Source organism: Pseudomonas sp. Irchel s3a10 (genome assembly GCF_900187525.1).
GTDB lineage: Bacteria > Pseudomonadota > Gammaproteobacteria > Pseudomonadales > Pseudomonadaceae > Aquipseudomonas > Aquipseudomonas koreensis_G.
In genome coordinates this window covers 159,046-178,834 of the sequence record NZ_FYDR01000002.1, presented here as the reverse complement: position 1 = coordinate 178,834, position 19,789 = coordinate 159,046, and the positions used below count along the sequence as shown (strand labels likewise).

Here is a 19,789-nt window from a genome sequence, read left to right as displayed (position 1 = left end):
GATCCTCTCTTAGTTAGTGTTCGCGGCGTTCTGTGCCAGATCGCTGTCGGCGCTCAACTCGCGTACGGCGATGTAACGTTCGCTGCGACGGGTGCGATCCAGCACCTGCCCTACCAATTGACCACATGCGGCGTCGATGTCTTCACCACGGGTGGTGCGGACAGTGACGTTGAAACCGGCCTGATGCAACTGATCCTGGAACCGACGAATGGCGTTGTTGCTCGGCCGCTCGTACCCGGAATGCGGGAACGGGTTGAACGGAATCAGGTTGATCTTGCACGGAATGTCTTTGAGCAGCTCGATCATTTCCACCGCGTGCTCAAGCTTGTCGTTGACGTCCTTGAGCAAGGTGTACTCGATGGTCAGCACACGTTTCTCGCCCAGGGCGGACATGTAGCGCTGGCACGACTCGAGCAGCATCTTAAGCGGATATTTCTTGTTGATCGGCACCAATTGGTTACGCAATGCGTCATTCGGTGCGTGCAGGGACAACGCCAGGGAGACGTCGATGTGCTTGGCCAGCTCATCGATCATCGGCACCACGCCCGAAGTGGACAGGGTCACGCGGCGCTTGGAGATCCCGTAGCCCAGGTCATCCATCATCAGATGCATGGCGGCCACGACGTTGTCGAAGTTCAGCAGCGGTTCGCCCATGCCCATCATCACCACGTTGGTGATGGCGCGGTCGATGGTGGCGGGAACACTGCCGAAGGATTTGTTGGCAATCCACACCTGACCGATGACTTCGGCGGCGGTGAGGTTGCTGTTGAAGCCTTGCTTGCCGGTGGAGCAGAAACTGCAGTCCAGGGCACAGCCTGCCTGGGACGAAACGCACAGCGTGCCGCGTTTGCCCTGGGGAATGTACACGGTCTCGACACAGCTGCCGGACGCCACGCGCACCACCCACTTACGGGTGCCGTCGCTGGAAATGTCCTCGCTGACCACTTCGGGACCACGGACCTCGGCAATAGCCTTGAGCTTGTCGCGCAAGGCCTTGCTGACGTTCGTCATGGCGTCGAAATCATCGACGCCAAAGTGGTGAATCCATTTCATTACCTGACCGGCACGGAAACGCTTCTCCCCGATTGAGTCGAAGAATTTTTCCATTTCCGGCTGGGTCAGACCCAGCAGGTTTGTTTTAACAGTCGATGTAGTCATGGATTCACCTTCACTCTTTAAGCAATGCTTAGCGAGTGGTTACTTCAGTAGCTGCGAAGAAGTACGAGATTTCGCGAGCAGCAGCGGCTTCGGAGTCCGAACCGTGAACGGCGTTGGCGTCGATCGACTCGGCGAAGTCAGCACGGATGGTGCCGGCAGCAGCTTCTTTAGGGTTGGTAGCGCCCATCAGCTCACGGTTCAGAGCGATAGCGTTTTCGCCTTCCAGAACCTGAACAACAACAGGACCGGAGATCATGAAAGCAACCAGGTCACCGAAGAAACCGCGCTCTTTGTGCTCAGCGTAGAAGCCTTCAGCTTCGGCTTTGGACAGTTGCTTCAGTTTCGAAGCTACAACGCGCAGGCCTGCTTTTTCGAAACGAGTGGTGATCTCGCCGATGACGTTTTTTGCAACAGCGTCAGGCTTGATGATGGAGAAAGTACGTTGAACAGCCATGGTGTAACTCCAGAAACAGTAATTTGCGAAAAATTAAACCCGCGAATTATACGCGGGTTCTTGGGTATTGCCTAACCTGCGGGGACGATCAGTCCAATTCTGCGGCCCAAAGCTCCTGAACCCTTTCCAACACCTTCTCGCCAACGCGGCCAGAAGTCTTATCGAAGTCAGGCAGCCCCTCGATCATATGCTGCAGACGGACGAAACCTACAGAGTACGGATCGAGCCCCTCATGGGTCTCGGCCAGCTCTTCTGCAATACGTTGAACATCATTCCAACCGTAGCTCATGACAGTCTTACCAGTCAGTGCGGCGCTTCGGCCGCATGGTTAAGCGAATATTTCGGGATCTCGACGGTGATGTCTTCTTCACCAACGATAGCCTGACAGGCCAGGCGCGATTGCGCTTCCAGGCCCCAGGCGCGATCGAGAAAGTCCTCTTCCAGCTCGTCAGCCTCTTCCAGCGAGTCGAAACCCTCGCGGATGATGCAGTGGCAAGTGGTGCAGGCGCAGACGCCGCCGCAGGCGCTTTCCATCTCGATGTGGTGTTCGTGAGCCAGCTCGAGAATCGAAGTGCCGGGTTCGGCCTCGACGACCATGCCTTCAGGGCAGAACTTCTCGTGGGGCAGAAAAATGACCTGCGGCATCAGATATCCTCGATTTCATTCAGATTGCGCCCCGACAGAGCGGCTTTCACCGTCAGATCCATGCGGCGGGCAGCAAAAGCATCGGTCACTTGCGACAGACGCTTGGTCTGCTGCTCGATGGCGTAACCATCGGTGCCTTTCATCAGTTCGGCCAGTTCCTGCATCTGCAGCTCGATGACCATGCGCTCTTCGGCGTCGAGCAAACGCTCGCCATCGGCCTCCAGAGCACCCTGCACCGCTTCGATCAGGCGCTGGGCATCGACTTGCTGCTCACGCAGAACGCGGGCGACCTTGTCGTCATTGGCGTGCTGGAACGAGTCCTTGAGCATCTTGGCGATTTCGCCGTCGGTCAGACCGTAGGACGGCTTGACCTGAATGCTCGCTTCAACGCCCGAACCCAGTTCACGGGCGGAAACGCTGAGCAGGCCATCGGCATCGACCTGGAAGGTCACGCGAATCTTCGCCGCACCAGCCACCATCGCCGGAATGCCGCGCAATTCGAAACGCGCCAGAGAGCGGCAGTCGCTGATCAGCTCGCGCTCACCCTGCAACACGTGGATCGCCATGGCCGACTGGCCGTCTTTATAAGTAGTGAAGTCCTGCGCGCGGGCGACCGGGATGGTGGTGTTGCGCGGAATCACCTTTTCCATCAGCCCGCCCATGGTTTCCAGCCCCAGGGACAGTGGAATCACGTCGAGCAGCAGCAGTTCGCCGCCATCACGCTTGTTGCCAGCCAGCGTATCCGCCTGGATCGCGGCCCCGATGGCCACCACTTGATCCGGGTCGATTTCCGTCAATGGCTGACGGCCGAAGGCTTCGGCAACGGCTTCACGTACACGTGGAACGCGGGTCGAACCGCCGACCATGACCACGGCGTGCACGTCTTCCAGCTCAATACCGGAATCACGCACGGCGCGGCGGCAGGCTTTCAGGCTGCGCGCGACCATTGGCTCGATCAGCGCATCGAAGGCTTCGCGGGTCAGCTGCGCTTTCCAGTCACCATAGGCGACTTCAACGCTGGCCGCGTCGGTCAGGGCCTCTTTGGCCGCGCAGGCGGTTTGCAGCAGATTGCGTTGTGCGCCCGGGTCGAGGTCGGCGGACAGGCCCGCGCTCTCAATGATCCAGCCGGCAATCGCGTGATCGAAGTCATCGCCGCCCAGCGCGCTGTCCCCGCCGGTGGCCAGCACTTCAAAAACACCGCCAGTCAGACGCAGAATCGAAATATCGAACGTACCGCCGCCCAAGTCGTAGATTGCGACCAGACCTTCGGCGTGTTGATCCAGGCCATACGCCACGGCGGCAGCGGTCGGCTCATTGAGCAGACGCAGCACGTTCAGACCGGCGAGTTTCGCCGCATCTTTGGTGGCCTGGCGCTGAGCATCGTCGAAATACGCCGGCACGGTGATCACCGCCCCAACCAGCTCGCCACCCAGGGTCGCTTCAGCACGCTGACGCAGGACCTTGAGGATATCGGCGGAGACTTCGACCGGGCTTTTTGGGCCTTGCACGGTGTCGATGAACGGCATGTGCGATTCGCCACCGACAAAGCGGTATGGCAGTTGCTCGCCCAATTGCTTGACGTCGGACAGACCACGCCCCATCAGGCGCTTGACCGACAGCACGGTGTTCAAGGGATCGGAGGACGCGGCCAGTTTGGCCGACTCGCCAACCTCGACGCGGTCGGCGTGATAACGCACGGCGGACGGCAGGATGACCCGCCCGTCAGCGTCGGCCAGTGGCTCGGAAAGACCACTGCGCAACGCAGCGACCAGCGAATTTGTAGTGCCCAAGTCGATCCCCACAGCCAGACGACGCTGGTGCGGTTGAGGACTTTGGCCGGGTTCGGCGATCTGCAGTAGGGCCATCGTGATCAGGACTTATCTGTATATCAGGCGTGCGACCGGAGCGGCACTGGGTTAATCGTCGAGGCGCTCTTCTAACTGGCGCACTTCGTAGGTGAGCTTGTCGAGGAACTGCATGCGCCGCATCAGGCGTTCGGCCTGTTCGCGCTGCGCTGCATCATCCCAACAGGCTGCGAAGCTTTCGTTGAGTTCTTCCTGAGCCACTTTCAGGCGCCGCTTGAATACCGCGACACCGTCGAGGTCGGCACTGTCCTGAAGGTCTTCGAGCTCTTCGCGCCATTGCATCTGCTGCAAGAGAAACTCGGGATCATGGACCGTGACTTCCATCGGCACTTCGTGCCCGCTGATGGTCAGCAGGTAGCGTGCGCGCTGGGCCGGGCTCTTGAGCGTCTGGTACGCGTCGTTGAGCCGCGCAGACTGCTCGAGCGCCGAGCGCTGCTCGCGCTCGGAAGCGTCGGCAAAGCGGTCAGGATGAACGCCGCGCGCCAACTCACGATAGCGCGTGGCCAACTGCTCGAGATCCAGACGGAAGCTCGGTTGCAGCTCGAATAAAGCGAAATGACAAGGAATACCCACGACAAGCCTCAGATATTGAAGCTTTCGCCGCAGCCACATTCACCGCGTACGTTGGGGTTGTTGAACTTGAAGCCTTCGTTCAACCCTTCCTTGACGAAATCGAGCTCGGTGCCGTCCAGGTAGGCCAGGCTTTTCGGGTCGATGATCACTTTTTCGCCGTGACTTTCGAACACCTGATCCTCGGCGACCACCTCGTCGACAAACTCCAGCACGTAGGCAAGGCCGGAACAGCCTGTGGTGCGAACACCCAGACGAATCCCTTCACCTTTGCCGCGCCCGTCGAGGGAGCGTCGCACGTGTCGAGCAGCCGCTTCTGTCATGCTGATAGCCATCGTTGACTCCTTACTCGTCGCGCAATGCTTAGATCAAGCCTTTCTTCTGCTTGTAGTCGCGAACAGCCGCTTTGATAGCGTCTTCAGCGAGTACCGAGCAGTGGATTTTCACTGGCGGCAGGGCCAGTTCTTCGGCCAGCTGAGTGTTCTTGATGGTCTCGGCTTCGTCCAGGGTCTTGCCCTTCATCCACTCGGTGGCCAGGGAGCTGGAAGCGATTGCCGAACCGCAGCCGTAGGTCTTGAACTTGGCGTCTTCGATAACGCCCTGATCGTTGACCTTGATCTGCAGACGCATCACGTCGCCGCACGCCGGAGCGCCGACCATGCCCGTGCCGACATCCGGGTCTTCCGCGTTCATCTTGCCGACGTTGCGCGGGTTTTCGTAGTGGTCGATGACCTTTTCGCTGTAAGCCATGGTGCTTAATCCTCACTCATCAGAGAGTCGCTCTTTAAGCCCTGCAACCCGGGGTCGCAGGGCCGGTTCGCGGCGACTTGAAATCAGTGTGCCGCCCACTCGATTTTCGAAATGTCGACACCGTCTTTGTACATGTCCCACAGCGGCGACAGAGCGCGCAGCTTGGTAACGGCCTCGCAGACTTTCTGCGCGGCGTAGTCGATTTCTTCTTCGGTGGTGAAGCGGCCGAAGGTGAAACGGATCGAGCTGTGCGCCAGTTCGTCGTTGCGGCCGAGGGCGCGCAGAACGTACGAAGGTTCCAGGGAGGCCGAGGTGCAGGCCGAACCGGACGATACCGCAAGATCCTTGAGCGCCATGATCAGCGACTCGCCTTCAACGTAGTTGAAGCTCAGGTTCAGGTTGTGCGGAACGCGGGCGGTCAGACTGCCGTTGACGTACAGCTCTTCCAGATGCTCGACCTGCTTGTAGAAGCGGTCGCTCAGGGCTTTGATGCGTACGTTTTCGGCAGCCATGTCTTCCTTGGCCACACGGAACGCTTCGCCCATGCCGACGATCTGATGGGTCGCCAGGGTGCCGGAACGCATGCCACGTTCGTGACCGCCGCCGTGCATGGTCGCTTCGATGCGCACACGCGGCTTGCGGCTGACGTACAGCGCGCCGATGCCTTTAGGGCCGTAGGTTTTGTGGGCGGAGAACGACATCATGTCGACTTTCAGCTTCTGCAGATCGATCTCGACCTTGCCGGTGGACTGAGCGGCGTCGACATGGAACAGAACGCCCTTCGAACGAAGCAGTTCGCCAATGGCAGCGATGTCGTTGATGGTGCCGATTTCGTTGTTCACGTGCATGACCGACACCAGGATGGTGTCTTCGCGCAGTGCTGCCTCGATCATCGCCGGGGTGATCAGACCGTCTTCAGTCGGCTCGAGGTAGGTCACTTCGAAACCTTCACGCTCCAGTTGGCGCATGGTGTCGAGGACAGCCTTGTGTTCGATCTTGCTGGTGATCAGGTGCTTGCCCTTGGAGGCATAGAAATGTGCCGCACCCTTGATAGCCAGGTTGTCGGACTCGGTAGCGCCCGAGGTCCAGACGATTTCACGCGGGTCGGCATTGACCAGGTCGGCCACCTGACGACGAGCGTTTTCGACGGACTCTTCAGCTTTCCAGCCGAACACGTGGGAACGGGACGCCGGGTTACCGAAGTTTCCGTCGACCAGCAGGCATTCACTCATCTTTTGCGCAACGCGCGGATCGACCGGGGTGGTCGCAGAGTAATCAAGGTAAATCGGCAATTTCATGGACTATCTCCTAAATCAGGGCTGGCGTTCCGCTAGCTCTTCGGCTGTCATTCGACGGCGGACGCTTCAATCTTGTCCAGGCGTGGCGCCTTGCTGTTGCAACGGCGCTGGTCCTGACGCTGGGCTACTTCTTGCACCTCACGGCGAGTCACAAGATCAGCCAAGCTGATACCACTTAGAAATTCGTGAATCTGCAGGCTCAGGTCGCACCACAAGTGGTGAGTCAGGCAAGTGTCGCCGGAATGGCAATCACCCTGGCCCTGGCACTTTGTAGCATCGACCGATTCGTTGACCGCATCGATCACCTGAGCCACCTGGATGCCCTGCATGTCGCGCGACAGCTGGTAACCACCGCCTGGACCGCGAACACTGGAAACCAGGTTACTGCGGCGCAGCTTGGCGAAAAGCTGTTCGAGATAGGACAGGGAGATGCCTTGGCGCTCGGAGATATCGGCCAGGGACACCGGCCCGTGCTGCGCGTGCAACGCCAGGTCAAGCATGGCGGTCACGGCGTATCGGCCTTTTGTAGTCAGTCGCATGGACAATTACCACGGAGTTCGGAATGGGCGGGAGTATGCAATTCCCGAGCATTTAAGTCAACTATAAGACCTAGTGCTTTAGTCGGGTTTACCCGCAAAAGAGCGCGCGCATCATAGCAAAGGCTGGCGGCGTACAGCCAGCGGTACCGCGTTATCGTTCTTCGCGAGCAAGCCCGCTCCCACAGGGAAGATGCATTCCAATGTGGGAGCGGGCTTGCTCGCGAAAAGCAGCGCCGCGGTTTAGCTGGCCTGGCTCTGATCCTTGCCCTTCACGCAGGCGAAGTCTTCTTCACGCAGCTCAGGCAGATCTTTCGCACAGTAATTACTGCCCAGATCCTTCAGCGCGCCGCACATCCCCTCCAGCCGTCCGTCCACCGCTTGCAGGTGATCGAGCAACTGACCGATGGCGCGAGCCACCGGGTCAGGCATGTCTTCGCTGACCCCGTAGGCATCGAAACCGATCTTCTCAGCCATCGCCTTGCGCTTGGCGTCCTGCTCTTCATCGGTTTTGACGATGATCCGCCCCGGAATCCCCACCACTGTAGCGCCCGGCGGCACTTCTTTGGTGACAACTGCATTGGAACCGACTTTCGCGCCAGCCCCCACCGTGAACGGCCCCAGTACTTTGGCGCCGGCACCCACGACAACGCCGTCACCCAGCGTCGGGTGGCGCTTGCCTTTATTCCAACTGGTACCACCAAGGGTCACTCCCTGGTAAATGGTCACGTCATCACCGATCTCGGCGGTCTCACCAATGACGATGCCCATGCCGTGATCGATGAAGAAGCGCCGTCCGACCTTGGCACCCGGATGAATCTCGATCCCGGTCAACCAGCGACCGAAATTCGATACCAGCCGCGCCAGCCATTTCAGCTCGTTGCGCCACAGCATCCCGGCCAACCGATGAATCCAGATCGCGTGCATACCGGGGTAGCAGGTCAGGACTTCAAAAGCGTTACGCGCCGCCGGGTCTCGATGGAATACGCTCTGGATATCTTCACGCAAACGCTCAAACATCATTCAGTCCTTCCGCTTAAGAAGCTCACCACGGGCCGCTTTTTGGGTTTCCGTGAGGATGCCACGCAAAATATTCATTTCCGCCCGGCTGACCGAGCTGCGTCCGTACAACCGGCGCAGGCGCGCCATCAAGTGCCGCGGCTTTTCCGGATCAAGAAATTCGATGGCGACCAGCGTCTGCTCCAGATGCTCATAAAAGCGCTCCAGCTCATCCATGGTCGCGAGCTCGGCGCTTTTCACCGAAGCCACTTCTTCTTTCTCGATCTTGGTCGGCTGCCCTTGAGCAGCCAGCCAGGCCATGCGCACTTCGTAGCTCAACACCTGCACCGCCGCCCCGAGGTTCAACGAGCTGAACTCAGGATCGGAGGGGATATGCACGTGAAAGTGACATCGCTGCAGCTCCTCGTTGGTCAGGCCGGAATCCTCACGGCCGAACACCAGCGCGATCTCTGCACCCTGCCCGGCCTCCTCGACCACTTTGCTCCCGCATTCGCGTGGATCGAGCAGCGGCCAGGGAATGCGGCGGTCACGGGCGCTGGTGCCGAGCACCAGATTGCAGCCGACCAGGGCATCTTCCAAGGTGGCGACGACCTGCGCATTTTCAAGGATGTCACCGGCACCGGAAGCTCGTGCATCGGCTTCGTGATGCGGAAACAGGCGCGGTTCGACCAGCACCAGCCGCGACAGACCCATATTTTTCATGGCGCGCGCGGCCCCGCCGATGTTGCCGGGGTGGCTGGTATTGACCAGGACGACACGAATGTTCTGCAGCAAGGGAGGCGCTCTCGGACACAGGAAAGGGGTGCAAATCTTACAGAACAGCCTACCGTTAAGCTATGAAAGCGAACAGCGACCTTCACCTGAAGAAAAGTTCTGATAGAATGCGCGGCTTTCTTTAACAACCTTAGGTGACACATCCATGCAGCCCATGCTGAATATCGCGCTGCGCGCCGCCCGCAGCGCCAGTGAACTGATCTTCCGCTCCATCGAGCGCCTGGATACCATCAAGGTCGACGAAAAAGACGCCAAGGATTATGTATCCGAGGTCGATCGCGCCGCCGAACAGAAAATCATCGATGCTCTGCGCAAGGCTTACCCGAATCACTCGATCCAGGGTGAAGAAACCGGCATGCACGTCGGTAACGGCATCGAAGGCGAAGAGTACCTGTGGATCATCGATCCGCTGGACGGCACCACCAACTTCCTGCGCGGCATTCCTCACTTTGCTGTCAGCATTGCCTGCAAATACCGTGGTCGCCTGGAACACGCTGTGGTTCTGGATCCGGTTCGCCAGGAAGAATTCACCGCCAGCCGTGGTCGCGGCGCTCAACTGAACGGTCGTCGTCTGCGCGTCAGCGGTCGCACCAGCCTCGAAGGCGCCCTGCTGGGTACCGGCTTCCCGTTCCGTGACGACCAGATGGACAACCTCGACAACTACCTGGGCATGTTCCGTGCCCTGGTTGGCCAGACTGCCGGTATCCGCCGCGCCGGTTCCGCCAGCCTGGACCTGGCCTACGTGGCTGCCGGTCGTTTCGACGCGTTCTGGGAATCGGGCCTGTCCGAGTGGGACATGGCTGCAGGCGCCCTGCTGATCCAAGAAGCCGGCGGCCTGGTGAGCGACTTCACCGGCGGTCACGATTTCCTTGAAAAAGGCCACATCGTTGCCGGCAACACCAAATGCTTCAAGGCAGTACTGACGGCGATCCAGCCGCACCTGCCGGCTTCGCTGAAGCGCTAAGCTTCCGGCGAAACGCAAAAAGCACCCTTCGGGGTGCTTTTTTTATGCCTGCGATTCAAGCCCCACCACAAAGACCCTGTGGGAGCGGGCTTGCTCGCGAAGGCGATCTACCATCCGGAATCAATGTTGACTGACCCACCGATTTCGCGAGCAAGCGCGCTCCCACATTGGGATTGTGGTGATCTGGCGTAGAATCGCAGGCACAAAAAAGCACCCCGCAGGGTGCTTTTTCATTAATCGATCAGACCGTTATTGAGCCGGCTGATTCTGCGACAGAATCAACTTGCCTTCCTTGTCGACCGGAATCTGGTTGCCCGGATCGCGATCCATCCGCACTTTGCCTTCCTTGCCATCCAGCGAATAACGCACGTCGTAACCTACGACCTTGTCGCTGATGTCATTGACCGTGTTACAGCGAGTCTGGGTGGTGGTGTAAGTGTCGCGGTTCTGCATGCCTTCCTGCACCTTGTTACCGGCATAACCGCCACCCACCGCGCCAGCGACCGTGGCAATCTTCTTGCCGGTACCCCCGCCGATCTGGTTACCCAGCAAACCACCCGCTACCGCACCAATCGCGGTACCGAGGATCTGGTGTTGATCCTTGACCGGCGCCTGGCGGGTTACAGCAACATCCTTGCACACTTCACGTGGAGTCTTGATCTGTGTTTTGACCGGTTCTACGGCCAGCACTTGCGCATACTCAGGGCCGCTTTTAACCAGGCTGTAGGTGGCAACAGCACCCCCGGCAGTCACACCGACAGCACCCAATACCGCACCAACCAGCAACGACTTGTTCACATGAACCTCCTGACCATCACATGCGGGACGCGCCCGCGCTTCTCCCAGCCTTGGAGCATAAAAAAAGGCGCGAGTTCAACTCGCGCCTTTTCCGGGCTGACAACCGGTGAAGCGATGGCCGTTATGGACGGTCGTCGACTTCCTTCTCGGTGTTGGCCGGAGGAATCAGATCCTCGGTGCTCAGGTTCAGCCAGATCAGCACCACGTTCGCGATGTAGATCGACGAGTAGGTACCCGCCAGAACCCCGATGAACAGGGCGATGGAGAAGCCGAACAGGTTGTCGCCACCGAAGAACAGCAGCGCCGCGATCGCCAGCAAGGTGGAGATCGACGTTGCCATGGTCCGCAGCAGGGTCTGGGTGGTCGAGATGTTGATGTTCTCGATCAGCGAAGCCTTGCGCAGCACACGGAAGTTTTCACGAACCCGGTCGAACACGACGATGGTGTCGTTCAGCGAGTAACCGATGATCGCCAGTACCGCCGCCAGCACCGTCAGGTCGAAGGTGATCTGGAAGAACGACAGGATACCGATAGTCACGATCACGTCGTGAATCAGTGAAACGATGGCGCCGACCGCGAATTTCCACTGAAAGCGGAAAGCCAGGTAGATCAGGATGCCGCCGAGCGCCAGGAGCATGCCGAGGCCGCCCTGGTCGCGCAGTTCTTCACCGACCTGTGGGCCGACGAACTCGACACGCTTGACCGTCGCCGGGTTGTCGCCGCCGACTTTCTGCAGCGCGTCTGCTACCTGATGGCCCAGCTGCGGGTCTTCACCCGGCATGCGCACCAGCAGATCGGTGGTCGCACCGAAGTTCTGCACGATGGCCTCGTGGTAACCGGAAGTCGCTAGTTGCTCGCGCACTTTGGTGACGTCAGCCGGACGCTCGTAGGTCAGCTCGATGAGCGTACCGCCGGTGAAGTCCAGACCCCAGTTCATGCCCTTGGTGGCGACACTGAACAAAGCCAGCAGAGTGAGGAATACTGTGACGCCGAACGCGAAGTTGCGAACGCCCATGAAGTTGATTGTACGTAACATGGCAGCCCCTTAAATCCACAACTTCTTGAAGTCACGTCCGCCGAAGATCAGGTTGACCATTGCGCGGGTCACCATGATGGCCGTGAACATCGAGGTAAAGATCCCGAGGGACATGGTCACTGCGAAGCCCTTCACCGGGCCGGTGCCCATGGCGAAGAGGATGCCGCCGACCAGCAGAGTGGTCAGGTTGGCGTCGAGAATCGCGGTGAATGCCCGGCCGAAGCCTTCGTTGATTGCACGCTGCACAGTCATGCCGGCGGCGATCTCTTCACGGATCCGCGAGAAGATCAGCACGTTGGCGTCGACCGCCATACCCATGGTCAAGACGATACCGGCGATACCCGGCAGGGTCAGCGTTGCACCCAGCAGCGACATCAGCGCCAGCAGCAGCACCATGTTCACCGCCAGTGCGACCGTGGCGATCACACCGAAGAAGCGGTAGATGGCGATGATGAACAGCGAGACGAACAGCATGCCCCACAGCGATGCATCGATACCTTTGGTGATGTTGTCAGCACCCAGGCTCGGACCGATTGTGCGCTCTTCCGCGAAGTACATCGGAGCGGCCAGACCACCGGCACGCAGCAGCAGCGCCAGTTCGGACGATTCGCCCTGACCGTTCAGGCCAGTGATGCGGAACTGCGCACCCAGCGGCGACTGAATGGTCGCCAGACTGATGATCTTCTTCTCTTCCTTGAAGGTCTGCACCGGCACGTCTTTCTCGACGCCGTCGACAACCTGCTTGGTGTAAGTGGTCACCGGACGCTGTTCGATGAAGATCACCGCCATGCTGCGACCGACGTTCGAACGGGTCGCGCGGCTCATCAGCTCGCCACCGTGACCATCCAGACGGATGTTCACTTCAGGTGTGCCGTGCTCGCCGAAACCGGCCTTGGCATCGGTGACCTGGTCACCGGTGATGATCAGGCCACGCTCGATCTGCGCCGGAGGACGGTTGCCTTCGCGGAATTCGAACGATTCGGAGGTGGCTTTCGAAGCACCCGGCTCTGCAGCCAGACGGAACTCGAGGTTGGCGGTCTTGCCGAGAATACGCTTGGCTTCTGCAGTGTCCTGCACGCCCGGCAGCTCAACCACAATGCGGTTGGCGCCCTGACGCTGAACGATCGGTTCGGCAACACCCAGCTCGTTGACGCGGTTACGTACCGTGGTCAAGTTCTGCTTGATGGAGTATTCACGGATTTCCGCCAGCTTGGCCGGGGTCATCGCCAGACGCAGCACCGGTTGACCGTTGAGGTCGGCCGGAACAATGTCGAAATCGTTGAAGTTCTTGCGGATCAACGCACGGGCCTGTTCACGGGAGTCAGCATCGCTGAAGCCCAGCTGAATGGCGCCATTGAGTTGTGGCAGGCTGCGATAGCGCAGCTTCTCTTTGCGCAGCAGGCTCTTGACGTCGCCTTCGTAGACTTTCAGGCGGGCGTCGAGGGCTTTGTCCATGTCCACTTCCAGCAGGAAGTGCACACCACCGGACAAGTCCAGACCCAGCTTCATCGGGTGCGCGCCGAGGCTGCGCAGCCATTGCGGGGTGGTTTGTGCCAGGTTCAATGCAACGACGTAGTCATCACCCAATGCCTTGCGCACAACGTCCTTGGCCGGCAGCTGGTCTTCAGCCTTGCTCAGACGGATCAGGCCGCCCTTGCCGTTGGCCGCCAGCGAGGCTGCCTTGACGTTGATCCCGGACTCACGCAGCGCGGTGCTGACGCGATCCAGATCGGCCTGATTGACCTGCAGTGCCGTGCTGGCGCCGCTGATCTGAATGGCCGGGTCATCGGGGTATAGATTGGGAGCGGAATAAATCAGACCGATCGCCAGCACCGCCAGGATCAGAATGTATTTCCACAGAGGATATTTGTTCAGCATCACGCCGCCCGTTATGAACGCGGGGCGCCTTGCGCGCCCCGTCGATTGAGTAGAAGTTGGAACCTTAGATCGCTTTCAGCGTGCCTTTTGGCAGCGTGGCGGCGATGGCGCCCTTCTGGAATTTCATTTCCACGGTGTCGGAAACTTCCAGAACCACGAAGTCATCGGCCACTTTGGTGATCTTGCCGGCGATGCCGCCGGTGGTGACCACTTCGTCGCCCTTCTGCAGGCTGCTCAGCAGGTTCTTCTGCTCTTTGGCGCGCTTGGCCTGTGGACGCCAGATCATCAGGTAGAAGATGACCAGGAAGCCGACCAGGAAAATCCACTCGAAGCCGCCGCCCATTGGGCTTGCAGCAGCCGGTGCAGCTGCGTCAGCCATGGCGTTAGAGATAAAAAAGCTCATTTAGCACTCCAGTTGCAAATGTTGAATCTTGGGGTCAGAAAACTCAGTCCAAAGGCGGAACGGGGAGCCCGCGTTTGGCGTAGAAGGCATCGACAAAGGCGGCCAATGTACCCTGTTGAATAGCCTCGCGCAAACCAGCCATCAGCACCTGATAATGGCGCAAGTTATGGATGGTATTGAGCATGCTGCCGAGCATTTCGCCGCACTTGTCCAGGTGATGCAGATAAGCGCGAGAGAAGTTCTGGCAGGTATAGCAATCGCAGGTCGGATCCAGCGGCGAATCATCATGGCGATGGAACGCGTTACGGATCTTCAGCACGCCTGTATCAATGAACAGATGCCCATTGCGGGCATTACGGGTTGGCATCACGCAATCGAACATGTCCACACCGCGGCGCACACCCTCAACCAGATCTTCCGGTTTGCCAACGCCCATAAGGTAACGAGGTTTGTCAGCCGGCATCATGCCCGGCAGATAATCCAGCACCTTGATCATCTCGTGCTTCGGCTCGCCCACCGACAGACCGCCAATGGCCAGGCCATCAAAGCCGATCTTGTCCAGGCCTTCCAGCGAGCGCATGCGCAGATCCTGGTGCATGCCGCCCTGAACGATACCGAACAGCGCCGCCGTGTTGTCGCCATGCGCGTTTTTCGAGCGCTGGGCCCAACGCAGCGACAGCTCCATCGATACGCGGGCGACATCTTCGTCAGCCGGGTACGGCGTGCATTCGTCGAAGATCATCACGATGTCGGAACCGAGATCGCGCTGCACCTGCATCGACTCTTCCGGGCCCATGAACACTTTCGAGCCGTCGACCGGGGAGGCGAAGGTCACGCCCTCCTCCTTGATCTTGCGCATCGCGCCCAGGCTGAACACCTGGAAACCACCGGAGTCGGTAAGGATCGGGCCTTTCCACTGCATGAAATCGTGCAGGTCGCCGTGTTCCTTGATCACCTCGGTGCCCGGGCGCAGCCACAGGTGAAAGGTGTTGCCCAGAATGATTTCCGCGCCAGTGGCGACGATGTCACGCGGCAACATGCCCTTGACCGTGCCGTAGGTGCCCACCGGCATGAAGGCCGGGGTCTCGACGGTGCCACGCGGGAAGGTCAGCCGACCACGACGAGCCTTGCCATCGGTGGCAAGCAGTTCAAAGGACATGCGACATTCGCGACTCATTCTGTTTCCTCTGGGCCTGTGTGTTCAGGGGCAGTCGGGGCGGGATTACGGGTGATGAACATCGCATCACCGTAGCTGAAAAAGCGGTAGCCGTTGTCGACGGCGGCTTTATAGGCGGCCATGGTTTCGGGATAACCGGCGAACGCCGAAACCAGCATCAACAGCGTCGATTCCGGCAAGTGGAAGTTGGTGACCAAGGCGTCGACCACATGGAACGGCCGGCCCGGGTAGATAAAGATGTCGGTGTCGCCACTGAACGGCTTGAGCACGCCATCGCGCGCGGCACTTTCCAGCGAACGCACGCTGGTGGTACCCACGGCAATCACCCGCCCGCCACGCTCACGGCATGCGGCAACGGCGTCGACCACGTCCTGGCCGACTTCCAGCCACTCGCTGTGCATGTGGTGATCTTCGATCTTGTCGACGCGCACCGGCTGGAACGTCCCCGCACCGACGTGCAGCGTGACGAACGCGGTCTCGACGCCCTTGGCGGCAATCGCCTCCATCAGCGGCTGATCGAAATGCAATCCCGCCGTCGGCGCCGCCACCGCACCGAGACGCTGGGCGTACACGGTCTGATAGCGCTCGCGATCCGAACCTTCGTCCGGACGGTCTATATAAGGAGGCAACGGCATGTGCCCGACGCGATCGAGCAGCGGCAGCACTTCTTCAGCAAAGCCCAGCTCGAACAGCGCATCGTGACGCGCGAGCATCTCGGCTTCGCCACCGCCGTCGATAAGGATCTTCGAACCCGGCTTCGGCGACTTGCTGGAACGCACATGGGCCAGCACGCGATGCGTATCGAGCACGCGTTCGATGAGGATTTCCAGCTTGCCGCCCGAGGCTTTCTGCCCGAACAACCGCGCCGGAATCACCCGGGTATTGTTGAATACCATCAAGTCGCCCGGGCGCAAATGCTCAAGCAAATCAGTGAATTGACGGTGTGCAAGGGCGCCGCTCGGCCCATCAAGGGTCAGCAGGCGACTACCGCGACGCTCGGCCAAAGGGTGGCGAGCGATCAGCGAATCAGGAAGCTCGAAGGTAAAGTCAGCAACGCGCATGATGGGGTTCGTCTAGCAGGGCCGGAAAGTCTAGCGGAATTATCAAAAATTGACCATGAAACGTGATTGACCAACGGTAATCACCTCTCTATACTTCGCCGCCATTGAGCCCTGATGGCGGAATTGGTAGACGCGGCGGATTCAAAATCCGTTTTCGAAAGGAGTGGGAGTTCGAGTCTCCCTCGGGGCACCAAAATTAAGAAAGGTCTTGCTTAGCAAGGCCTTTTTTTTCGTCTGTCGGAAAGTGGACGTGTGGCGCTGACCTCGCGCGCCACGCACCTCCCCGCGATTTGTTTTTGATCAGAAATCCGGTACGTGAACGCTCACAACCTGCGGGCAATTTCCTTCCAGATATAGCCGTAGTTGTATTTGAGCCAGAGAACCAGCGCTTTATCGAATTGCCTGCGAAACCAACTGCGCTCTCTCTCCGCCAGCCTTTCGTTGATCATGCTATTGAGCGACTCGGGGTCGAAACCCGTCCAGACAGAGGGCACGGCAGCCGCAATATTGGTGAAACACACCGGTGCGACTTCTGAATAAAGGATCTCGTACAGCACACCGGGATCGATGTTCTTTACCTGACTAGCTATGTAGTCGTAATCCACAGGGAAATCGTTGAACGGATCAGAAAGTGCGACCCTTACATATTTCAGTTCTGGCTCACTCAAAAAATGTCCCAATGCGAAAACTCCTCCAGTTCTTCATCCAGTGCTTGTCGTCGTAATCCATGGTCGTCGCCATCTTCGCAACCAACAGTTAACGTCAAGTGTATGAAGGCTCACCGTCAAGGTTGATCGGCTCCAGCGTGCCCGGCCTTGCCTTTAGGCTGCACTTGTTGATCTCGCTCCGTATAATCACACCCCTCTGAAGTAGTTCACCGCATCTTGCACCTAACGGTGGTTACATTCAGGCATCAACTCTCACACTGACGGACGTCGCTAAAGGCACACCATGGAAACGTCACTGGAAACCGTCGCCCTGTTCTCCCTCAAACTCGCTTACGAGGAGGAAGGCCTGAGTCCGATTCTGCGGGATGACATGGTCATGGGTGACTACCAGAAAGATGTATTCGAATTGCTGGTGCGTCGCAGGGATGTCGAAACCATCCAGTTTAAGATGAACGAGTGCCTGGGCTTGGCAATGGAAGCCTTGGGCGGTGTCGAGAAGCCGTTGGGGCGGGAGCTGCACAAGCTGTCAGCCGACTTCAGGCAGGCGCAGTCGCTGGAGCAGCTTGATCAGCCGCTCCTCGCGCTCAAGGGTTATCTGAAAGACATTCTCTGATCAGTTGCTTCACGCGCTGACCTTTCAGCGCCGCGCCTTCAACACCCGGATATCCGTGGGAAACCCATCCGCCCCCACAAGTTTCTTCCAACCCAGATACTGAAACTCGCCCCGCTCATCAATGTAATCGCCCTTCTCCACCGACCGGCCACCGACGATCGCCACGCGTTTTTCCTCGCCACAGCCGCCATCCGACGGGCGAACGGTATAAATCACATACGGCTTCACATACTGCGTAGCGCGGAAGTGTTGGCCGCATATTTCGTCGACGGTGATCAGCATGGTTTTCAGGCGGGCTTCGCCGTCCATGTCTTCGTGCAGTTTCAGGAAGGAGATCTCGCCAACGTCGCTGTAGCCGAGTGAACGGGCGCGTTTGTATTCGGGGGAGCTCTGGTGGGCGATGCGGCCTTGCTCGGCGGCCTGGTTCATTCTGGCGGCGAACTCGGCATTGCCTTGCGCAATGGTTGCCTCGGCTTGGCCGGCGACGTTTTCGCATTGCGCGAATTCGCGGGAGCCGAGGTATTGGGGCGTCAGGTTCGAGCGGCGCTGGTTCATGCTCCGCAGGCTGTTGTCGAGGTCGCCGATCACCTCATAGGCGCTGGGTACGCGACCGCTTTGGACGTCGGCGATTTTTTCCTGCATTCGCTTGCAGTTGGCGAGGTAATACTCCCAGCTGCTTTCCGGGGGCTCCTTCCACTCGGCAAATGCCGGGGTAATGACAGCGGCGCAGGTGATTGCACAAAGCGTGCGCAGAGCAGAAGCGACTTTTGACATGAGTAGTCCATTACAGGAATCAACAAAGTGGCGCGACGCTACTATTTTGCTATCTTGCCGTCCACTGTCGGCAAGGTGCCGAGCGTATGTACAGCGACTGGTTTCGAAGGATGGATACGATGGATGTTGTGTTTTTCTTTATCGCCTGGATAGGCATGTGGGTCTGGGTCGTCAGGCAGCGTGGCGCGTGGAACCTGCTACTCGCCAATGTGTTGGGCGCCGCAAGCGGCATGATTGTCGGCCTGGTGGTTTCGCAGCTTTGTGTCGGTCTGTTCGGCTCTAGCCGGCCACCGGTTCCGGGGCTCGTTGGGTCGATTCTGGAAATGCTCGCAACCGCTGCGGCGCTGAGCGGTGTATGGATGCTGGTGGCCCGTCGCTCGCAGGTCGAACATCCTGTCGCGCGTCAGCTACTGGCCGGCCTTTGCGGCGTTGTGGCCGGCATAACGGCGATCATGTTTTTTGCTCAGATCAATCCGCCCAATCGCGGCATGTGAATGTCTTCGTGGCGTCAGACCTCTATTTTGATATCTTGCCGTCCATCTTCAGCACTCACTGCCAGTGAGCACTGTTTTGCAGGCTATTGAAGGGTTAAGGAAAGGATCGAATGGAGTTTCTGAGTTTTCTGGCATTTGTCGCGGCCTGGGGTTTGATGTGGCGCTGGGTGGTGAAAAACCGCGGCAGCTGGAATCTGTTTTACGGCAACATCGTTGGCGCGGCGGGCGGTTTTATCGTCGGCATGGTGGTGCTGTCGATCTTCCTGTCGCTGTTCCCGTCGGCGCATAAATCCGAAAAGGCGCCAATCGAAGACGTGATCACACAGAGCGATGTGACCACCAGTCTGTTGCCCGAAGCCGAGTCGGATTCGACGTCCGCGGTGCTGGAAAACGCGCCGGGCTTTGCCGCGATCGAACCGGATAACCAACCTTCTCCGCCGGATTCCGCACTGCTGCCGAACTACGCCAGCCGGGCACCGAAGTCGATGTCGGAAAAAGCCGTTCTGGATCAGAGCGACGCGCAGGGCCGCAAAGCGTTCACCGCGCTGCGCGACAAGCTTGGGCAGAATGCCGACAGTGATAAATCGATGCTCGCGTATGTCATGTGCAGCCCTTACGTGACGGGGGCTTTGCGCTTCCCGGCGTCGGCGCGTTTCGCCGACAGCTCTGCCATCGTCACCCAGCGCTTCAAGGATCAGGTCTACACCCTCAGCAACAAGATCACCGCGCGCAACATGAACGGTGATGACGTCACTTATCGCTTCGACTGCTCGGTGCAGGAGCAAGCCGCGTCCGCCGAATGGCGACTGCTCGCGCTGAAGCTGCAGAAGGCTGACTCTTAAGCCTCGTTTAA

General features: G+C 59.1%; 24 protein-coding genes and 1 tRNA gene. 5 read left to right on the top strand and 20 right to left on the bottom strand.

The genetic code is table 11. The features are described 5' to 3' along the window. Window positions 1–9: 9 nt before the first annotated feature. From rlmN to trmJ, 12 genes are all read right to left on the bottom strand, one after another. Window positions 10–1,158 (bottom strand): 23S rRNA (adenine(2503)-C(2))-methyltransferase RlmN, encoded by a 1,149-nt coding sequence (gene rlmN / locus CKW11_RS06445; RefSeq protein ID WP_003227893.1) that lies wholly within the window; start codon window positions 1,156–1,158, stop codon window positions 10–12. A gap of 28 nt (window positions 1,159–1,186) precedes the next feature. Beyond that, the gene (ndk, locus tag CKW11_RS06440) at window positions 1,187–1,612 is read right to left on the bottom strand and encodes a nucleoside-diphosphate kinase (protein WP_007964426.1); all 426 of its coding nucleotides are present in this window, start codon (window positions 1,610–1,612) and stop codon (window positions 1,187–1,189) included. A gap of 88 nt (window positions 1,613–1,700) precedes the next feature. Then, on the bottom strand, window positions 1,701–1,901 hold the full coding sequence (gene iscX, locus CKW11_RS06435) for a Fe-S cluster assembly protein IscX (RefSeq protein WP_095136890.1): 201 nt from the start codon (window positions 1,899–1,901) through the stop codon (window positions 1,701–1,703). Between the two features lie 14 nt (window positions 1,902–1,915). Next, window positions 1,916–2,257 carry an ISC system 2Fe-2S type ferredoxin gene (gene fdx / locus CKW11_RS06430; protein ID WP_007964424.1) on the bottom strand — a complete coding sequence of 114 codons (342 nt, stop codon included), beginning with the start codon at window positions 2,255–2,257 and terminating at the stop codon, window positions 1,916–1,918. Beyond that, complete coding sequence (hscA, locus tag CKW11_RS06425) at window positions 2,257–4,122, bottom strand: Fe-S protein assembly chaperone HscA (protein WP_095136889.1); 1,866 nt, start codon at window positions 4,120–4,122, stop codon at window positions 2,257–2,259. Before hscA ends, fdx begins: the two co-directional genes overlap by 1 nt. Window positions 4,123–4,173: 51 nt before the next feature. Next, window positions 4,174–4,695, bottom strand: coding sequence for a co-chaperone HscB (gene hscB, locus CKW11_RS06420; RefSeq protein ID WP_008084660.1), 522 nt, complete (start codon window positions 4,693–4,695; stop codon window positions 4,174–4,176). Window positions 4,696–4,703: 8 nt separating this feature from the next. Next, a complete protein-coding gene (gene iscA / locus CKW11_RS06415; RefSeq protein WP_003227904.1) occupies window positions 4,704–5,027 on the bottom strand; it encodes an iron-sulfur cluster assembly protein IscA in 324 nt (107 codons plus the stop codon). A gap of 28 nt (window positions 5,028–5,055) precedes the next feature. Next, window positions 5,056–5,442 (bottom strand): Fe-S cluster assembly scaffold IscU, encoded by a 387-nt coding sequence (gene iscU, locus CKW11_RS06410; protein WP_003227907.1) that lies wholly within the window; start codon window positions 5,440–5,442, stop codon window positions 5,056–5,058. Between the two features lie 83 nt (window positions 5,443–5,525). Next, window positions 5,526–6,740, bottom strand: coding sequence for an IscS subfamily cysteine desulfurase (locus tag CKW11_RS06405; protein ID WP_041071812.1), 1,215 nt, complete (start codon window positions 6,738–6,740; stop codon window positions 5,526–5,528). A 47-nt stretch (window positions 6,741–6,787) separates the two neighbouring features. Continuing rightward, window positions 6,788–7,279 (bottom strand): Fe-S cluster assembly transcriptional regulator IscR, encoded by a 492-nt coding sequence (gene iscR, locus CKW11_RS06400; protein WP_003227911.1) that lies wholly within the window; start codon window positions 7,277–7,279, stop codon window positions 6,788–6,790. Between the two features lie 240 nt (window positions 7,280–7,519). Next, entirely contained in the window at window positions 7,520–8,296 is a 777-nt protein-coding gene (cysE, locus tag CKW11_RS06395) for a serine O-acetyltransferase (RefSeq protein ID WP_003227913.1), read from the bottom strand. 3 nt (window positions 8,297–8,299) lie between these two features. After that, window positions 8,300–9,070: a tRNA (cytosine(32)/uridine(32)-2'-O)-methyltransferase TrmJ gene (trmJ, locus tag CKW11_RS06390; protein ID WP_041071810.1), complete on the bottom strand. Its 771-nt coding sequence runs from the start codon at window positions 9,068–9,070 to the stop codon at window positions 8,300–8,302. A 145-nt stretch (window positions 9,071–9,215) separates the two neighbouring features. On the opposite strand from trmJ, the gene suhB reads away from it, so the two are divergent. Further along, window positions 9,216–10,034 carry an inositol-phosphate phosphatase gene (gene suhB, locus CKW11_RS06385; protein WP_007964419.1) on the top strand — a complete coding sequence of 273 codons (819 nt, stop codon included), beginning with the start codon at window positions 9,216–9,218 and terminating at the stop codon, window positions 10,032–10,034. A gap of 249 nt (window positions 10,035–10,283) precedes the next feature. On the opposite strand, the gene CKW11_RS06380 is transcribed toward suhB, so the two are convergent. The 6 genes from CKW11_RS06380 to queA form a co-directional block, all read right to left on the bottom strand. After that, complete coding sequence (locus CKW11_RS06380) at window positions 10,284–10,832, bottom strand: glycine zipper 2TM domain-containing protein (protein WP_027612139.1); 549 nt, start codon at window positions 10,830–10,832, stop codon at window positions 10,284–10,286. Between the two features lie 121 nt (window positions 10,833–10,953). Beyond that, on the bottom strand, window positions 10,954–11,868 hold the full coding sequence (gene secF, locus CKW11_RS06375) for a protein translocase subunit SecF (protein WP_095136888.1): 915 nt from the start codon (window positions 11,866–11,868) through the stop codon (window positions 10,954–10,956). A gap of 9 nt (window positions 11,869–11,877) precedes the next feature. After that, window positions 11,878–13,746, bottom strand: coding sequence for a protein translocase subunit SecD (gene secD / locus CKW11_RS06370; protein WP_095136887.1), 1,869 nt, complete (start codon window positions 13,744–13,746; stop codon window positions 11,878–11,880). 64 nt (window positions 13,747–13,810) lie between these two features. Continuing rightward, window positions 13,811–14,149: a preprotein translocase subunit YajC gene (gene yajC, locus CKW11_RS06365; protein WP_016773317.1), complete on the bottom strand. Its 339-nt coding sequence runs from the start codon at window positions 14,147–14,149 to the stop codon at window positions 13,811–13,813. A 43-nt stretch (window positions 14,150–14,192) separates the two neighbouring features. Then, a complete protein-coding gene (gene tgt, locus CKW11_RS06360; RefSeq protein ID WP_161794909.1) occupies window positions 14,193–15,308 on the bottom strand; it encodes a tRNA guanosine(34) transglycosylase Tgt in 1,116 nt (371 codons plus the stop codon). 14 nt (window positions 15,309–15,322) lie between these two features. Further along, entirely contained in the window at window positions 15,323–16,387 is a 1,065-nt protein-coding gene (gene queA / locus CKW11_RS06355) for a tRNA preQ1(34) S-adenosylmethionine ribosyltransferase-isomerase QueA (RefSeq protein WP_095136886.1), read from the bottom strand. A gap of 108 nt (window positions 16,388–16,495) precedes the next feature. Between queA and CKW11_RS06350 the strand changes: the two genes are divergently transcribed. Continuing rightward, window positions 16,496–16,580: transfer RNA gene (locus CKW11_RS06350), tRNA-Leu, on the top strand. A gap of 130 nt (window positions 16,581–16,710) precedes the next feature. On the opposite strand, the gene CKW11_RS06345 is transcribed toward CKW11_RS06350, so the two are convergent. Continuing rightward, window positions 16,711–17,067 carry a hypothetical protein gene (locus CKW11_RS06345; RefSeq protein ID WP_095136885.1) on the bottom strand — a complete coding sequence of 119 codons (357 nt, stop codon included), beginning with the start codon at window positions 17,065–17,067 and terminating at the stop codon, window positions 16,711–16,713. A 271-nt stretch (window positions 17,068–17,338) separates the two neighbouring features. Here CKW11_RS06345 and CKW11_RS06340 point away from each other — a divergent pair, with 271 nt between their 5' ends. Next, the gene (locus CKW11_RS06340) at window positions 17,339–17,668 is read left to right on the top strand and encodes a hypothetical protein (RefSeq protein ID WP_095136884.1); all 330 of its coding nucleotides are present in this window, start codon (window positions 17,339–17,341) and stop codon (window positions 17,666–17,668) included. 24 nt (window positions 17,669–17,692) lie between these two features. On the opposite strand, the gene CKW11_RS06335 is transcribed toward CKW11_RS06340, so the two are convergent. After that, entirely contained in the window at window positions 17,693–18,442 is a 750-nt protein-coding gene (locus tag CKW11_RS06335) for a hypothetical protein (protein WP_095136883.1), read from the bottom strand. An 86-nt stretch (window positions 18,443–18,528) separates the two neighbouring features. Here CKW11_RS06335 and CKW11_RS06330 point away from each other — a divergent pair, with 86 nt between their 5' ends. Together CKW11_RS06330 and CKW11_RS06325 are read left to right on the top strand one after the other, a co-directional pair. Continuing rightward, a complete protein-coding gene (locus tag CKW11_RS06330) occupies window positions 18,529–18,936 on the top strand; it encodes a hypothetical protein (RefSeq protein ID WP_256582028.1) in 408 nt (135 codons plus the stop codon). Window positions 18,937–19,046: 110 nt separating this feature from the next. After that, window positions 19,047–19,778, top strand: a complete 732-nt coding sequence (locus CKW11_RS06325) for a hypothetical protein (RefSeq protein WP_095136882.1) — start codon at window positions 19,047–19,049, stop codon at window positions 19,776–19,778. The last annotated feature ends 11 nt before the right edge of the window (window positions 19,779–19,789 follow it).

Coding starts and splice junctions, on each gene's coding strand:
- CKW11_RS06405 (WP_041071812.1), bottom strand. CDS start 6,740: ATGAAATTGCCGATTTACCTTGATTACTCTGCGACCACCCCGGTCGAT.
- iscX (WP_095136890.1), bottom strand. CDS start 1,901: ATGAGCTACGGTTGGAATGATGTTCAACGTATTGCAGAAGAGCTGGCC.
- queA (WP_095136886.1), bottom strand. CDS start 16,387: ATGCGCGTTGCTGACTTTACCTTCGAGCTTCCTGATTCGCTGATCGCT.
- hscA (WP_095136889.1), bottom strand. CDS start 4,122: ATGGCCCTACTGCAGATCGCCGAACCCGGCCAAAGTCCTCAACCGCAC.
- iscU (WP_003227907.1), bottom strand. CDS start 5,442: ATGGCTTACAGCGAAAAGGTCATCGACCACTACGAAAACCCGCGCAAC.
- CKW11_RS06335 (WP_095136883.1), bottom strand. CDS start 18,442: ATGTCAAAAGTCGCTTCTGCTCTGCGCACGCTTTGTGCAATCACCTGC.
- secF (WP_095136888.1), bottom strand. CDS start 11,868: ATGTTACGTACAATCAACTTCATGGGCGTTCGCAACTTCGCGTTCGGC.
- iscA (WP_003227904.1), bottom strand. CDS start 5,027: ATGGCTATCAGCATGACAGAAGCGGCTGCTCGACACGTGCGACGCTCC.
- yajC (WP_016773317.1), bottom strand. CDS start 14,149: ATGAGCTTTTTTATCTCTAACGCCATGGCTGACGCAGCTGCACCGGCT.
- secD (WP_095136887.1), bottom strand. CDS start 13,746: ATGCTGAACAAATATCCTCTGTGGAAATACATTCTGATCCTGGCGGTG.
- iscR (WP_003227911.1), bottom strand. CDS start 7,279: ATGCGACTGACTACAAAAGGCCGATACGCCGTGACCGCCATGCTTGAC.
- suhB (WP_007964419.1), top strand. CDS start 9,216: ATGCAGCCCATGCTGAATATCGCGCTGCGCGCCGCCCGCAGCGCCAGT.
- CKW11_RS06325 (WP_095136882.1), top strand. CDS start 19,047: ATGGAGTTTCTGAGTTTTCTGGCATTTGTCGCGGCCTGGGGTTTGATG.
- rlmN (WP_003227893.1), bottom strand. CDS start 1,158: ATGACTACATCGACTGTTAAAACAAACCTGCTGGGTCTGACCCAGCCG.
- tgt (WP_161794909.1), bottom strand. CDS start 15,308: ATGTCCTTTGAACTGCTTGCCACCGATGGCAAGGCTCGTCGTGGTCGG.
- CKW11_RS06340 (WP_095136884.1), top strand. CDS start 17,339: ATGGAAACGTCACTGGAAACCGTCGCCCTGTTCTCCCTCAAACTCGCT.
- cysE (WP_003227913.1), bottom strand. CDS start 8,296: ATGTTTGAGCGTTTGCGTGAAGATATCCAGAGCGTATTCCATCGAGAC.
- CKW11_RS06330 (WP_256582028.1), top strand. CDS start 18,529: ATGTACAGCGACTGGTTTCGAAGGATGGATACGATGGATGTTGTGTTT.
- fdx (WP_007964424.1), bottom strand. CDS start 2,257: ATGCCGCAGGTCATTTTTCTGCCCCACGAGAAGTTCTGCCCTGAAGGC.
- ndk (WP_007964426.1), bottom strand. CDS start 1,612: ATGGCTGTTCAACGTACTTTCTCCATCATCAAGCCTGACGCTGTTGCA.